A 15,689-nucleotide genomic window follows, 5' to 3' on the forward strand; every position below is an offset into this window, starting at 1 on the left:
GTAACGTTGTCTCACCTCATACGGGAGACGACATGAATCGAAGGGATGCGCTGACCCGCGGGCTGGGCGCGCTGGCGCTGCTGGCCGGTCCGCGCGCGGGCGCGGCGGCGGGACAGGATGCGGTGCAGGGCGCCGCGGCGCTCGGGCCGCGCGTGCCCAAGCGCTACCTGCGCACCGTCGCCGACGAGGCGCTGCTCAGGCGGCACCTGCTGCCCGCGGACGCGTGGCATCCCTATCCGCAGGCCGGCGACCGCGCCGCGTGGGCGCGCGTGCCGGCCGACGTGACGGCGGCGCTCGTCGCCCGCGCCGATGCCTGGCTGGGCACCGAGTGGCCCCAGCTGCCGGCCAGCCTGTTCCTCGAATTCGCCGAAAACGGCAACCGCACCCGCTACGAACAACGTTATTTCGAGCGCCGCAGCCGCCTGGCGGGCCTGGTGCTGGCGGAGTGCGTGCAAGGCCAGGGGCGCTATCTGCACGCGATCGCGGACGGCGTCTGGCACGTATGCGAAGAAACGTTCTGGGGCCTGCCCGCGCACAGCGGCATGCAGAAAAGCGGCGTCGGCCTGCCCGATGCGCAGGAACCCGTGATCGACCTGTTCGCGGCGGAGACGGGCGTGACGCTGGCCTACGTCCACTACCTCGTGGGCGCGCAGCTGCGCAAGCTGTCGCCGCTGCTGCCGCTGCGGATCGCGGCGGAAGTGAAGCGGCGCATCCTCGATCCGGGCTGGCAGCGCGACGATTTCAAGTGGATGGGCCTGACGGCCGGGAGCGACGGGCGCCGGGCGCCGCTGAACAACTGGACGTCGTGGATCGGGTCGAGCTGGCTGGAAGCGAACCTGCTGCTGGAGCCGGACCCGGAGCGCCGCATCGCGGCCACGCTCAAGATCTGCGGTTGCCTCGACCGCTTCCTGGAAGATTATTCGGACGACGGCGCCTGCGAAGAGGGGCCCGGCTACTGGGCGATGTCCGCCGGCCCCTACCTGGACTGCCTGATGGCGCTCGACTCCGCGCTCGGCGGCGCCGCGAATCCCGGCGCGGGCCTGGCGGCCGACCCGTTCGTGCGGCGCATGGGCCATTACGTGCTGGACGTGCACGTGGCGGGCGACTGGTTCGTGAATTACGGCGATGCGCACGCCAGGGTCCACCATTCGCCGCCGCTGCTGCACCGCTTCGGCCGGGCGACCGGCGACGGCGGGCTGGCCGCGTTCGGCGCGTTCCGCGCGCCCGGGCATGGCATCGCCCTGTCCGATCAGGGGCGCCTCGCGCGCGACGTTGCCGACGTGCTGGAAGTCGCGCGGATGCGCGCCACGGCCGCCAGGGACGCGCTGCAGCGCGCGTCGTGGTATCCCGCCCTCGGCCTGATGACGGCCCGGGCGCAGGCCGGCTCGGCGCAGGGCTTCTTTCTCGCCGTGCAGGCGGCGTCCAATGCGCGCAGCCACGGCCACCACGATTCCGGCAGCTTCATCGTGTTCCACGACGGCCTGCCCGTGTTCGTCGATCCGGGCGTGGAAGCGTACACCGCGAAGACGTTCGGCAAGGACCGCTACACCATCTGGACCATGCAGTCGGGCTTCCACAACCTGCCGATCGTCGGCGGCCATATGCAGCGGGGCAGGGATGCGCGCGACCGGGCGGGCCGGCTGCGCGTCGACGACGGCCGGGACGAGACCGGCATGACGATGGACCTGGCCACGGCGTACGGTCCCGAGGCCGGCATCGAGACCTGGGAGCGCCGCGTCGCGCTGCGCCGGGACACGGAGACGGTGAGCCTGCGCGAGACGTTCGCGCTGTCCCGCGCGGCGCCCGTGGCGCTCGTCTTCATGACGCCGCGCCGGCCCGACGCGGCGGCACCGGGCATGGTGGCGCTGCCCGTGGCCGGCGGCCGGACGGTGCGGCTGCGCTTCGATCCGCGCCGGTTGCGCGCGGACGTCGAGCCGCTGCCGCTGGCCGACCCGGGCCTGGCACACGAATGGGGCGGGACGCTGTACCGCATCCGCCTGGTGGCGCAGCAGCCGCTGGCCGCGGGCGACCTGGACGTAACGATCGAACATGAAACCTGAAGGAGTCAAATTGAACAAGCGAGTGATGGCCGGCGTCCTGGCCGGCGGCATGCTCCTGCTGGCCGGCTGTGCGGACATGGGCGGCAACCATGCGGCCGTACCGGCGCAAGAGACACGTGCGGCGCTGCCGTCGCGGGCGGAGGCGCTCGCGGTCATCGACAAGGTGAACGGCTACTGGCAGCGCAAGACGCCGGCGACCGAATGGGCGTTCTGGAACGTGGCCGCCTACCACACGGGGAATATGGCGGCCTATGAAGTGACCCACAACGAGGCGTACCGCCAGTACTCCGAGCGCTGGGCCGACTACAACGGCTGGAAGGGCGCGAAGTCGGACGACAAGGCAGAGTGGAAGCTCACCTACGGCGAGACGGACGACCACGTGCTGTTCGGCGACTGGCAGGTGTGCTTCCAGACCTATCTCGACCTGTACCGCCTCGGCCCGCAGGACCCGCGCCGGGTCGCGCGCGCGCGCGAGGTGATGGGCTACGAGATCGGCACCGGCCGCAACGATTACTGGTGGTGGGCGGACGGCCTGTACATGGTCATGCCCGTGATGACGAAGATGTACAAGCTGACGGGCGACCGGCGCTACCTCGACAAGATGGTCGCCTATTTCGAGTACGCGAACGGCTTGATGTACGACGCCGACACGCACCTGTATTACCGCGACGCGCGCTACGTCTACCCGCAGCACAAGAGCGTCAACGGCAAGAAGGATTTCTGGGCGCGCGGCGACGGCTGGGTGTTCGCGGCGCTGGCCAAGGTGCTGGCCGACCTGCCGCGCGAGGACCCGTACCGCCCCATGTTCGAGGAACGCTTCCGCGCGATGGCGCAGACGCTCGCGACGATCCAGAGCCCGGACGGCTACTGGACGCGCAGCCTGATCGACCCGGCCCACGCGCCCGGCCCGGAAACGAGCGGCACGGCGTTCTTCACGTACGGCATGCTGTGGGGTATCAACAACGGTCTGCTGGACCGGACGACGTACCTGCCGGTCGCGGCGCGCGGTTGGCAGTACCTGACGCACACCGCGATCCAGCCGGACGGCAAGGTGGGTTACGTCCAGCCGATCGGCGACCGCGCGATTCCCGGCCAGGTGGTCGACCGCGATTCGACCGCGCATTTCGGCGTCGGCGCCGTCCTGCTGGCCGCGTCCGAGATGGCGAAGCTCGCGCGCTGATTCTCTCCTTCGCGGGCCGCGCGCCCGCGTTCGGCCTGCCCAGGGATGGCAGGTCTTTTTTTTGGGGAACGAAAAAGCTTGCGGTTTCTTTAAGCTGGGGCGATGCTTTAGCTCTTGTTAGTGGGAAACGCGTCCATGTTGGAAGACAAAAGCGCCTACGCCGTCGGCACCTTGCGCTATACCGCGGCGGGCCTCGGCATCGTCCTGTTCTGGCTGTTGTTCGGCGAATTCGCCATCGCCTTGCGCGACCGCTCGGCCATCCCGGGCGTGATGGAACTGCTGCGGCAGCACCACGCGAGCGACACCATGATCGCCGTGCTCGTGTCGGCGCTGCCGGCGCTGCTCGGCAGCGTGCTCGTGCCCATCGTCGGCTTCCGCTCCGACCGCTTCCGCAGCCGCTGGGGGCGGCGCCTGCCGTTCCTGGTCGGGATCACGCCCGTCGCCGCGCTCGTCCTCGTCGCGCTGGGTAACTGCACGGCGTTCGGCCGCGCCACCGACCGTTTGCTGGGGGTGTTGTCGCCCGGCGCGGACGCCTGCGTGCTCGCGTGGTTCTGCGTGTTCTGGACCGTGTTCGAGGGCGTCGCGCTCGTCACGCTGGCCCTGTATGCGGGCCTCGTGAACGACATCGTGCCGCGCAGCGTCCTCGGACGCTTCTACGCGGGATTCCGCATCGTCAGCCTGGTGGCCGGCATCCTGTTCAACCTGTGGTTGTTCCGCCTCACCGAACATCACCTGCGCGAGGTCTTCCTGGGCATCGGCCTGTTCTTCGGCGCCGCCTGCATGCTGATGTGCGTGCGCCTGAAGGAGGGCGAGTACGGCCCGCCGGCGGTGGACGGGCCGGGCGCGCCGGGCAGTCCGAACTCGTGGCGCGCCATGGGCCGGGCCTATTGGCGCGAATGCCTGTCCGACCGCTACTTCCTGCTCGTGTTCCTCGCGCTGACGGCATCCGAGCTGACGTTCATGCCCTTCAATACGTTCTCGCAGCTGTACGCCGACTCGCTGGGCATGGACAAGGCCGTGCTGGGCAAGCTGCTGGCGACGTCATACGCGCTGTCGATCGGCCTGTCGTCCGTGATCGGCTGGATGGTCGACCGCTACAGCGCCGCCAACGTGACGGTGTGGACGATGGGGCTGTACCTGTGCGTGGCCTGCGGCGGTTTCCTGGCCGTGCACGACCTGCCGAGTTTCGCCGTCGTCTACGTGCTGCACGTCGTGGTGGCGGGCACGTATTACACGGCGGCCGCGTCGCTGCCGATGGCGCTGTTCCCGCGCGCCCGCTTCCTGCAGTTCGACGGCGCCAAGCGCTTCCTGTTCTCGACGTCCAACATCGCGCTGAGCTTCCTGCTCGGCCCCATGCTGGATTCGACGGGCCACGACTACGGCCTGACCCTGTTGTCCGGGGCGCTGCTGGCCGGGGCCAGCCTGGTCATGTTCCGGCGGCTGTCGCGCGCGGCGCGCGGGCGCGTCGGCGCGGCGTCGTCGGCGTGACGTCCGCGTGCGGCGCGGGCCCCGTCGATCCGCGCACGACCAGCTTGGCCGGGAAGGCGATGCGCGCCGGCTCCGTCGGCCGTCCCGCGATCATGCCGACGACCTCGCGCACCGCGTACGCGGCGATGGCGTCGAACGGCTGATGCATCGTCGTCAGTTTCGGGAACACGCAGCTGGACGTCGGGATGTCGTCGTAGCCGATCACGGAGATGTCGCCGGGGACGCTCAGGCCGCGGCTGTTGACGGCGTCGATGGCGCCGAACGCCATCTCGTCGTTGGCCGCGAAGATCGCGCTCGGCGGGACGGGCAGTGCGAGCAGCTGCTCGGTCGCGGCATACCCGCCCGGCTGCACGAACGCGCCGTTGACGACGAGCGCGGGGTCGGGCGCGATGCCGGCCGCAGCCAGCGCGTCGAGGTAGCCCCGTTCGCGCTCGGCGCTCTGGCCGGTGCCGGGATTGCCGGCGATGTAGGCGATGCGGCGGTGGCCCAGCGCCAGCAGGTGGTCGACGGCGGTGCGCGCGCCGAGGCGGTTTTCCGCCGCCACGACCGGCACGGCGAGCGGGCGCGCGTCGAAGCAGAGCACGACGCTGGCCAGCTGCTGGCGTTCGATGGCGTCGAGATAGCGGTCGTCCGCGCTCGGCATCACGAGCAGCAGGCCGGCGCACAGCTTGCCGAGCAGGTCGCAGGTGGCCATGCGGTCCGGGCTGTCGAAGCGGTCCGCGTTGAACAGCAACAGGTCGTAGCCCTGGGCGCGCGCATGCGTGCTGAGAAAGCGGATGATCTCGTGCAGCACGACGGGGCCGTAATTGTTGACGAACACGCCGATCAGGCGGCCGCGGTCGCCGCGCATGCGCCGCGCCAGCGGGTCGGGCGTGTACTGGAGCTGCGCGGCGGCGGCGAGGATGCGTTCGCGCGCCTCGGCCGAGACATAACCTTCGCCGCGGATGGCGCGCGACGCCGTGATCGGCGCAACGCCCGCGAGCCGGGCGACTTCACTGAGTTTGCTGACTTTGCGCATGGGGCATCCGTAAAACACGAAGTTTGACGGAATAATGAGACAACGTACATCACAAAATTCATCAAAGGTATGACTCTTTGGTATGCCTGTCGTCGTTTCGCGACACAAAAATTGCCGAAACCTCGACTAATTCATCGAAAAAACAACGGGTTACGAGAAATTTGACTGCGTTAGTGCGCTATTGCTCTTTAATAATCGCCTGTGGTAACGTGACCATCAGCCGGCGTAAAGACTACCGTGACAATGCCCCAGTCCGGCACGAACAGGCCCAACAACGAGACAAGGATGGAGACAAGATGAACAAGAAGTTGCTCGCCACGCTGCTGCCGGTGGCCCTGGCCGCCGCCTACGGCAACCCGGCGCTGGCGCAGGAAACCACGCCGCCTGCCGCCCCCACGACCGAGCCGGCCCCGCCGGCCCAGGACGCACCCGCCACCACGACCGTCGTCGTGACGGGCTTCCGTTCCAGCCTGCAGAAGGCGCTGAACCTCAAGCAGCAGGCCGTCGGCGTGCGTGATTCCATCGTCGCCGAGGACATCGGCAAGTTCCCCGAGGCGAACGTGGCCGAGTCGCTGCAGCGCGTGCCGGGCGTGATCCTGAACCGCGACGAAAGCTCGGCGGAAGGCCAGCGCATCTCGATCCGCGGCCTGCCGACCGAATACTCGGTGACGACGCTGAACGGCGCGCCGGTGAACACGACGTCGACCAGCACCATCGGCAGCGCCGCACGCGGCTTCAACTACGACGTGTTCGCATCCGAACTGTTCGGCCGCGTCGACTTCTACAAGACCCCGCTGGCCGAGCTGACCGAAGGCGGCATGGGCGGCGTCGTCGACCTGCAGACGCCGCGTCCGTTCGACAACCCGAAGCGCAACGTGCGCTACGCCGTCTCGGCCGCGTACAACACGATGTCGGAGAAGGCCGATCCGACCGGCTTCGCGCTGTATTCGAACACGTGGGGACACTGGGGCTTCCTGGCCGGCGTCGCGCATTCGAAGGCCGTCAACAACCGCTCCGGCTTCGAGGCGACCGGCGGCTACAACAGCTCGCGCCGCGGCAGCGCCTCGCCGGTGCTGGGCAACTTCGCCATGCAGCTGGACTACGACGATCCGCGCGCGAACCTGTCGGGCTATACGCGCGACCAGGTCGACAACGCGCTGCTGCCGCGCATCTACCGCTTCTACGGCTCGCAGAACCGGCGCTCGCGCGACGGCCTCGTGTCGTCGCTGCAGTTCAAGGAAGGCGGCCTGAATATCAGCCTGGACGGGCTGGCCTCGCAGCTGAAGAACAGCCGCGACGAGCTGTATTACGGCCTCCTGATCCGCAACAGCAAGACGACGAACCGCAACGCGCCGGCCGGCCAGGCCGGCCACAACGGCCTCGTGCCGCTCGACGTGCACATCGATCCGGCGTCGGACCTGTTGACGGGCACCTTCGGCAATACGTCGTACAGCAGCGGCGTCACGTACGGCGAGGACAAGACCAAGTTCGGCTACCTCGCGCTGAACGGCCGCTGGGAAGTCAAGAAGGGCACGGTGCTGACCGGCCAGCTGTCGGCCAACAACAGCGACGCGACGAGCTACCAGGACACCTTGTCGGGCCAGATCTTCGGCGTCGATACCACCATCGATTACGGTCCGGACCACGTGTATCCGTCGATGTCGTCGCCCGTCGACTACACGAACCCCGCCAACTTCACGGGCTTCGACATCAACACCGGCTGGACGCGCGAGACGGACAAGGCCCGCCAGGCGCGCCTCGTGCTGGACCAGGACTACGACCTGTGGGGCGACTGGACGGGCCACTTCAAGGGCGGCCTCGTGTACGTCGACACGACGAAAAGCGTCGAGAAGCGCAACGGCACGTCCGCCATGGTGGCCAAGCTGAAACAGGCCGGCGACGCGGGCTTGCGCAGCAATATGGTGTCGAACCTGCCGATCTCGAACCTGGACATGGGCGACGGCTGGCCGCACCAGTTCGGGACGTTCACCCGCAGCTACACCATGGGCACGTACGATCCGCTGGCCTACAACACCAGCGACGCGTTCACGCCGGCGCAAAGCTTCGGCGCGGAAGAGAAGGTCACGACGGGCTTCGTGCAGTCCGACTTCAAGGGCGAGGTGCTGGCCCGCGAGCTGCGCATCAACGCCGGCGTGCGCTGGGCGCAGACGAAGCTGGGCATCGACAACTACAAGAAGTCGGGCGCAGGCAACACCTATGCGCCGAACGAGGAGCACGGCAAGTACACGAACGTGCTGCCGGCCGTCAGCGCCGCCTATGACCTGACCGACGACGTGATCTGGCGCGCGTCGTACGGCAAGACGATCAGCCGCGCGTCGCTGTCGATCATCGCCGCGCAGACCGTCGTCCCGAACCCGTTCGACAACACGGCCACGGCGGGTAATCCGAACCTGAAGCCGCAGCAGTCGAAGAACCTGGACACCAGCCTCGAATGGTATTTCAAGCCGGGCAGCCTGCTGTCGGCCGCGTACTTCAAGAAAGAGCTGACCGACGCCACCGTCTCGAGCACGACGCAGACCACGTTCGGCGCACTGGGCCTGCCCGACACGGCGCTGGGCGCGATCTTCCACGACGCGAACGGCCACGTCGACCCGAACCTGCCGATGACCCTGCGCACCTACGGCAACGCGGGCCAGCAGACGCTGAAAGGCTACGAGCTCGCGTACCAGCAGGACTTCACCTTCCTGCCGGAGCCGTTCAAGGGCCTCGGCGCGCTGGGCAGCTATACGCACATCGACCCGTTCAACAGCCAGAAATGGATCACGAACGCCGGCAAGGAAATCGCGGTCAACTCGGTGCCGAAGTACGCGTACAGTTTCACGACCTATTACGAGCGCGGCCCCCTGGCCATGCGTCTCTCGTACAATTACAAGGGCCGCTCGCTGCACCCGGATAATCCGAAGAACAACGGCGATGACCTGATCCGCTGGCGCGCCGCGCGGGGCTACCTGGACGGGAACATCAGCTATAAACTGTCGGAGAACCTGGAACTCCGCATCGATGCGCTGAACCTGTCCAACACGCTGTCGTACGATTATTTCGAGGACGCGACCGGGCAGTACGGCGACGGTCACCGTAGCCGCATGGATTATGCGAAGTACGACGGCCGCACGATCAAGATCGGCATCCGCGGCAAGCTGTAATTTTCGAACCTCGACGACGACTACATGACCATCAGTTTCCAACGCCGGCGCCTGCTGCAAGGCAGCGCCGCCGCGCTGGGCGGCGCGCTGCTGCCGCTCACCGCCACCGTCCACGCCGCGGCCTCGCACCGCTTCGCGATCGGCGACCACGACTTCCTGCTGGACGGGAAGCCCCTGCAGATCCGCTGCGGCGAGATGCACTTCGCCCGGGTGCCGCGCGAGTACTGGTCGCACCGCCTCAAGACCATCAAGGCGATGGGCCTGAACGCGGTGTGCGCCTACCTGTTCTGGAATTACCACGAGTGGCGCGAAGGCCGCTACGACTGGGCCGCGCAGCGCGACGCCGCCGAATTCTGCCGGCTCGCGCAGGAAGAGGGCCTGTGGGTGATCCTGCGCCCCGGCCCGTACGCCTGCGCCGAGTGGGAGATGGGCGGGCTGCCGTGGTGGCTGCTGAAGCACCCCGGCGACGCCTTCCTGCGCACGCGCGACGAGGCCTACCTGGCACCCGCGCGGCGCTGGCTGGCGGAAGTCGGACGGGTGCTCGGGCCGCAGCAGGTGACGCGCGGCGGGAACATCCTGATGGTGCAGGTCGAGAACGAGTACGGCTTCTTCGGCGACGACGTCGGCTACCTGCGCGTGCTGCGCCAGGCGTTGCTCGACGCCGGCTTCGACGTGCCGCTGTTCCAGTGCAATCCGACCAATGCCGTCGCGCGCACCTACATCCCCGAACTGTTCACGGTGGCGAACTTCGGCAGCGATCCGGCCGCCGGCTTCAAGGCGCTGGACGCCGTGCAGAAGGGGCCGCGGATGTGCGGCGAATACTATTCCGGCTGGTTCGACACCTGGGGCGCGCCGCACCGCCGCGGCGGCGTGGAAGGGGCGACGGCCGACATCGCGGCCATGCTCAAGGCGAACGGTTCGTTCAGCCTGTACATGGCGCACGGCGGCACGACGTTCGGCCTGTGGGGCGGCTGCGACCGCCCGTTCCGGCCCGACACGACGAGCTACGACTACGACGCGCCGATCGGCGAAGCGGGCTGGATCGGCGACAAGTTCGACGCCTACCGCGCCGCCATCACGCCGTTCCTGGCACCGGGCGAAAAGCTGCCGGCGCCGCCGCCGCGCATGCCCGTGATGACGATATCTCCGTTCGCGCTGGCCGAATCCGTGGCCGTGAAGTCGGCCATGCCGGCCCGCGCCGTCAAGGACGTGTCGCCGCGTCCGATCGAGCAGTACGACATCAGCCGCGGCCTCGTGTCGTATCGCGTCACGTTGCCCGCGGGGCCGGCGGGCGTGGTCGAAGTGGCCAGGGCCCGCGACCTGGCGTGGGTCCACCTGGACGGCAAGCCGATCGGCACGCTGGACACGCGCTACCGCCGCTACAAGGTCGACGTCCCGGCGCGCAGCAAGCCGGCCACGCTCGAGATCCTGCTCTACACGATCGCGCGCGTGAACTTCGGCGTCGAGATCCACGACCGCAAGGGCCTGCACGGCCCCGTGACGTTCACGCCGAAAGGCGGCGCCGCGCAGCCGCTGGAGAACTGGGAAATCCGCGCCATCGACTTCGACGCGGACGGCGTGCTGCCGCCGCTGGCGTTCAAGAAGGGACGCGGCAAGGGCGCCGCGTTCTTCCGCGGCGGCTTCGATACCGCGCGCACGGACGACACGTTCCTCGACATGTCGGCGTGGGGGCAGGGCGTCGTCTGGGTCAACGGCCGCTGCCTGGGACGCTTCTGGAGCATCGGCCCCACGCAGACGATGTATTTGCCGGGACCGTGGCTGCGCAAGGGCCCCAACGAGGTCGTCGTGCTCGACCTGACGGGGCCGCGCGGACAGGGACTGCCTACGATCGCCGGCCTGGCCATGCCGATCCTCGACCAGCTGCACCGCGAACGGGATTTCCCGCGTCCGCCGAGCACCGCGCGCCTGCACCTGGACGGCGTCAAACCGGTGTACGACGGCGAATTCGCGCCCGGCTCGCAGACGCAGAACGTGCGCTTCGCCGCGCCGAAGGCCGGCCGCCAGTTCTGCCTGGAGGCGCTCGACGCGTTCGACGGCAAGCCGTATGCCGCCGTGGCGGAACTGGCCCTGCTGGACAAGGACGGCAAGACGCTCGACCAGTCCAACTGGACCATCGCCTGGGTCGACAGCGAGGAAGCCACGAAGGAAGACGGCGGGGCGCTGAACGCGATCAATGGGCAGAACAGCGACTACTGGCACACGGCGTTGAAGGGCGATGCGTACCCGCACCGCCTCGTGATCGACCTGGGTCGTTCGATGGACGTGGCCGGCCTGCGCTACGTGCCGCGCCAGGGACCGGATGGCGTCACGGGACGCATCCGCCATTTCCGCGCCTATGTCGGCGACGGGCTGGTGGTCGAACAATGAAGAATAAGGAACACGCATGAAACGACGACACTTCATGGGCAGCGTCGCGGCAGCCGCCGGCGCGCTGGGCCTGGGCGCCGACGCCGCCGCGGCGACGGCGGCAGCAACACCGGCGGCCCACGCGCGCCCGGGCGCGGAGCGCGAGTGGATGCTCGGCCTGCTGCAAAGAATGGCCGAGCCGGTCCTCGCCGCGATGGCGCGCGGCGAACTGAAAAAACGCTTCCCGCTCGAACTGAGCCCCACCTGGGATGGCCGCAGTCCGAACGTGGCCTACCTGGAATGCTTCGGCCGCCTGATCGCCGGCATCGCGCCGTGGCTGGCGCTGCCGGATGACGCCTCGGCGGAAGGGCGCCTGCGGGCGCGCCTGCGCCAGCTCGCGCTGCAAAGCTATGCGCACGCCGTCGACCCGGCCAGCCCGGACTATCTGGGCTGGCACGCCGGCGGACAGGCGCTCGTCGACTCGTCCTACTTCACGAACGCCCTGATCCGCGCGCCCAAGGCCTTGTGGGAACCGCTCGACGCGAAGACGAAGCAGCGCATCGTCGCCGAGATCAAGGGCCTGCGCAGCATCGAACCCCCGTACATCAACTGGATGCTGTTCGCGGCGATGAACGAGGCCTTCCTGCTGTCGGTGGGCGAACAGGCCGATCCGATGCGCACGAACGTCGCCATCCGCAAGGTCAACGAATGGTATGTGGGCGACGGCTGGATCAAGGACGGCGAGACCTTCCACTTCGACTACTACAACTCGTACGTGATGTACCCGATGCTGGTCGAGATCCTCGAAGTGCTGGAGCGGCACAATGCGCCGTTCTGGAACGGCAAGCCGGCCGACCTGCGCGCCCAGGCCGTGAAACGCATGCAGCGTTATTCCGAACACCTGGAGCGCTTCATCTCGCCCACCGGCACCTATCCGCCCATCGGGCGCTCGCTCACCTACCGCACGGCCGTGTTCCAGCCACTGGGCCTGCTGGCCTGGCGCAAGCAACTGCCGGCCAGCCTGCCCGAAGGCCAGGTGCGCGCGGCGCTGCAGGCCGTGCACGAAGCCGTGTGGACGGACCCGACCAATTTCACGAAGGACGGCTACCTGACCATCGGCTTCGTCGGCCACCATCCGGAACTGGCCGACATCTACTCCAACAACGGCAGCATGTACATCGCGTCGGAAAGCCTGCTGGCGCTGGGCCTGCCGGCGGACGATTCGTACTGGACGAGCCCATTGCAGGACTGGACGCAGAAAAAAGCCTTCGCCGGACGGCCGTTCCCGAAAGACTACGCCGTCAATTACTGAACCCGCAACGGCATGCGATATGCATCGTCCTATATGTTTATGGCATGCCAGACGGTAAAGAATCAATAGTGGTAACGATTGCACTGCTACGTACAATTATTTCGTGCGCCCCTTAAACAAATACAAGGGCGACACGTAATTCCGCGAAGACCGATGCGCGCCGCCCGTCCGTAAGCCGGACGGCATCGGCGTAAAGCCCCCGCTTTTGCGCCGTAATGCGACAACGTTACCTCTAACGCCTGTCGCATCGGGCGCATGGGTCGATCGAAAACCAAGCAGTCATATAAACGGAGCAAGGGAGATAACAGACATGGACAACAGCAGAATCTATAAAACCGTACTGGCGGCGCTGATCGCCGAACTGTGCGTGACCGCCTACGCCGGCGCGCAGACCACGACCGAGCCGGCGGCGCAGCCCGCGGACAGCTCGGTGCAGCAGGTCGTGGTCAGCGGCATCCGCGCGTCACTCAGCTCGTCGCTGATGACCAAGCGGCTGCAGGAAGGCGTCGTCGACGCCGTGTCGGCCGAGGATGCCGGCAAGTTCCCGGACACGAACATCGCCGAGTCGCTGCAGCGCGTGACGGGCGTGCAGATCCAGCGCAACAACGGCGAGGGCCGCTATATCTCGGTGCGCGGCCTGGGCCCGGAATTCAATAATGTGCTGATCAACGGCCGCACCATGACGAGCGACACGGGCGGCCGCGAATTCTCGTTCGACGTGCTGTCGTCCGACCTGATCTCGAAAGCCCTGGTGTACAAGACGTCGCAGGCCTTCCTGCCGGAGGGCGGCATCGGTTCGACCGTCGACATCCAGACGGCGCGCCCGCTGTCCGGAAAGGCCGGCCAGTCGACGGTGGTCAACGTGTCGGATTCGTACGACTCGAATTCGAAGAAGAACACGCCGAACGTCAGCGCCCTGTATTCGTACGCGAACGCGGCGAAGAATTTCGGCGTGTCCGGTTCGCTGTCGTACACGGACCGCGCATCGCGGCAATATAAAGCCCTCAACGACGCCTGGAACCTGCTGGACGTAAAGACGATCAACGGCGACCTGAATTCCAAGGGGCTGACGGCAGCGGACGTCACGACCCGTAAGCTGCTCATGCCGCAAAGCTACGGCTTCCAGAACGAAGACGAGAGCCGCAAGCGCCTCGTCGCCAACACGACGGTGCAATACAATCCGTCGTCCACCTGGAAGATCACGGCCGACGCCCTGTATTCGCGCCTGAACCAGCGCAACAACGTGATCGCCATCAGCGACTGGATGAATCCGACCCAGCTGAACGTGAAATACGACGCGAACGGCCAGGTGACGGGTTTCGATCGTCCGGGTTCGGCCTTCGTCGCCAACAATCCGGGCCTGGCCGCGGCGGGCATCCTGACCGACGCCAATTCGAACGACATGATCGTCAAGGGTGGCGACCGCCTGTCGACCACGCTGGCCTATGGCGTGAATTCGAAGTGGACGCTGTCGCCGGACTGGAAACTGGACGCCGACCTGTCGACGTCGCGCACCGCGATCGGCTATCCCGACCTGTGGATCGTGGCCGGCATGGTGCCGAAGAACGGCGACGTGCTGACGTTCGGCTCGACCCCGACCGTGACCTTCGGCGATGGCATCGCAGACCCGTCGGCCGTGCGCGCCCACGCCGTCGGCAACAACATCGACACCAACCACGACAACCTGCACGAAGGTCGCCTGAACGCGTCCTGGACGCCGGACATGGGCGTGTTCAAGGGGCTCGACATGGGCGGCGCGTACTCGCAGCGCAAGGTCGAGCACATTTCGTGGAGCGCCGATTCGTGGAACGCCTTCTCCGGCTACCACGTGTCGCTGCCGTCGTCGCTGTTCACGGTGACGCCGCTGGGCAATCCGTTCGGCGACGGCGGTGGCGTGCCGCCGAACTTCCTGAGCTTCGACCCGTACGCCTACATGGCTTACCTGAACCAGCCGTCCCTGATTCCGCAATCGAACGACCCGGCCCATTACGCCGACAAGTCGATCTATCCGAACGGCCCGATGGCGATCGACTACACGAAGCCGTCGCTGTGGGCCGTGCAGGAAAAGGTGGCGAACGCCTTCGTCGAATCGAAGTGGGAAGGCGACGGCTGGTCCGGCGACCTGGGCCTGCGTTACATGCACGTGAAATCGGAGTCCTCGGGCACCAGCCGCGTCCTGCTGTCGGCCGTTCAGAGCCCGAACGACACGACGTACATCCAGAACTGGGGCCCGATGCAGACGAATTCGGTCGGCAGCAGCTACAACGCCTGGCTGCCGTCCGCCAACGTCAAGTTCGACCTCACGTCCGACATGCTGCTGCGCTTCGGCGCATCGAAGACGCTGACCCGTCCGACGCTGGGCCAGATGGGTGTCAGCAATTCGTACGGCGGTCGCGTGGGTTATGTGACCAGCGGCGGCGGCAACCCCTACCTGAAGCCGATGCGTTCGAATAACTACGACGTGTCGTACGAATGGTATCTGTCGAAGACGAACTACGTCAGCGCCGCCCTGTTCATGAAGAAGGTGTCGGACTTCCTGGAGACGACGCTGGAGGACACGAAGGTCGCGCAGTATCCGACCGAGATCGTGCACGACACCCGCATCCGCAACGGCCAGACGGGCACGATCAAGGGCGCGGAACTGGCCGGCCAGTTTGCGTTCGATAACATCCACCCGCTGCTGCAGGGCTTCGGCGTGACGGCGAACTACACCTACGTGGATGCGGAAGCGAACCGCGATACCGACTCGGGTCCGGTGACCTGCGGCTATCCGGGCCTGTCGCGCCAGTCGTACAACGCGTCGCTGTTCTTCGAAAACAGCAAGTTCCAGGCACGGGCCAGCTATAACTGGCGCAATCACTTCTCGATCGATTGCGGCGGCGGCAGCACCTTGCCGCGCAACCGCGCGGCCTACGGCCAGACGGATGCGAGCCTGCGCTACAACCTGACCGCGCAACTGTCGCTGTACCTGGACGCCATCAACCTGACGAACGCCAAGGTGCACGAGTACGCCAACAACGACAGCCAGTTCCTCACGCTGGAAAACGACGGCCGCCGCATCAACCTCGGCCTGCGGATGGCCTTCTAAGGCTGGCGGGGG

8 protein-coding genes are annotated in these 15,689 nt (G+C 67.1%); 7 read left to right on the forward strand and 1 reads right to left on the reverse strand.

Annotation, left to right across the window (positions count from 1 at the left end):
• The first annotated feature begins 32 nt into the window (after positions 1 to 32).
• The 3 genes from ASC93_RS13730 (at position 33) to ASC93_RS13740 (ending at position 4,728) form a co-directional block, all read left to right on the forward strand.
• Positions 33 to 2,060 (forward strand): heparinase II/III family protein, encoded by a 2,028-nt coding sequence (locus tag ASC93_RS13730; protein ID WP_056442736.1) that lies wholly within the window; start codon positions 33 to 35, stop codon positions 2,058 to 2,060.
• Positions 2,061 to 2,070: 10 nt separating this feature from the next.
• The gene (locus ASC93_RS13735; RefSeq protein WP_229412719.1) at positions 2,071 to 3,240 is read left to right on the forward strand and encodes a glycoside hydrolase family 88 protein; all 1,170 of its coding nucleotides are present in this window, start codon (positions 2,071 to 2,073) and stop codon (positions 3,238 to 3,240) included.
• Between the two features lie 135 nt (positions 3,241 to 3,375).
• Positions 3,376 to 4,728, forward strand: coding sequence for an MFS transporter (locus tag ASC93_RS13740; RefSeq protein ID WP_056442743.1), 1,353 nt, complete (start codon positions 3,376 to 3,378; stop codon positions 4,726 to 4,728).
• Here ASC93_RS13740 and ASC93_RS13745 read toward each other — a convergent pair.
• A complete protein-coding gene (locus tag ASC93_RS13745; protein ID WP_056442746.1) occupies positions 4,667 to 5,746 on the reverse strand; it encodes a LacI family DNA-binding transcriptional regulator in 1,080 nt (359 codons plus the stop codon). The two genes, ASC93_RS13740 and ASC93_RS13745, sit on opposite strands and share 62 nt — an antisense overlap.
• Before the next feature lie 296 nt (positions 5,747 to 6,042).
• Between ASC93_RS13745 and ASC93_RS13750 the strand changes: the two genes are divergently transcribed.
• The 4 genes from ASC93_RS13750 to ASC93_RS13765 all read left to right on the forward strand — a co-directional run bounded on the left by ASC93_RS13750 (position 6,043) and on the right by ASC93_RS13765 (position 15,677).
• Positions 6,043 to 8,910: a TonB-dependent receptor gene (locus ASC93_RS13750; RefSeq protein ID WP_056442749.1), complete on the forward strand. Its 2,868-nt coding sequence runs from the start codon at positions 6,043 to 6,045 to the stop codon at positions 8,908 to 8,910.
• A gap of 24 nt (positions 8,911 to 8,934) precedes the next feature.
• A complete protein-coding gene (locus tag ASC93_RS13755) occupies positions 8,935 to 11,298 on the forward strand; it encodes a beta-galactosidase (RefSeq protein ID WP_056442752.1) in 2,364 nt (787 codons plus the stop codon).
• Between the two features lie 16 nt (positions 11,299 to 11,314).
• The gene (locus tag ASC93_RS13760) at positions 11,315 to 12,589 is read left to right on the forward strand and encodes a DUF2264 domain-containing protein (protein WP_056442760.1); all 1,275 of its coding nucleotides are present in this window, start codon (positions 11,315 to 11,317) and stop codon (positions 12,587 to 12,589) included.
• 310 nt (positions 12,590 to 12,899) lie between these two features.
• Positions 12,900 to 15,677, forward strand: a complete 2,778-nt coding sequence (locus ASC93_RS13765; RefSeq protein ID WP_056442763.1) for a TonB-dependent receptor — start codon at positions 12,900 to 12,902, stop codon at positions 15,675 to 15,677.
• Positions 15,678 to 15,689: the final 12 nt, after the last annotated feature.

Source organism: Massilia sp. Root335, from assembly GCF_001425685.1.
Lineage (GTDB): Bacteria > Pseudomonadota > Gammaproteobacteria > Burkholderiales > Burkholderiaceae_D > Telluria > Telluria luteola.

Coding starts and splice junctions, on each gene's coding strand:
- ASC93_RS13750 (WP_056442749.1), top strand. CDS start 6,043: ATGAACAAGAAGTTGCTCGCCACGCTGCTGCCGGTGGCCCTGGCCGCC.
- ASC93_RS13760 (WP_056442760.1), top strand. CDS start 11,315: ATGAAACGACGACACTTCATGGGCAGCGTCGCGGCAGCCGCCGGCGCG.
- ASC93_RS13730 (WP_056442736.1), top strand. CDS start 33: ATGAATCGAAGGGATGCGCTGACCCGCGGGCTGGGCGCGCTGGCGCTG.
- ASC93_RS13765 (WP_056442763.1), top strand. CDS start 12,900: ATGGACAACAGCAGAATCTATAAAACCGTACTGGCGGCGCTGATCGCC.
- ASC93_RS13755 (WP_056442752.1), top strand. CDS start 8,935: ATGACCATCAGTTTCCAACGCCGGCGCCTGCTGCAAGGCAGCGCCGCC.
- ASC93_RS13740 (WP_056442743.1), top strand. CDS start 3,376: ATGTTGGAAGACAAAAGCGCCTACGCCGTCGGCACCTTGCGCTATACC.
- ASC93_RS13745 (WP_056442746.1), bottom strand. CDS start 5,746: ATGCGCAAAGTCAGCAAACTCAGTGAAGTCGCCCGGCTCGCGGGCGTT.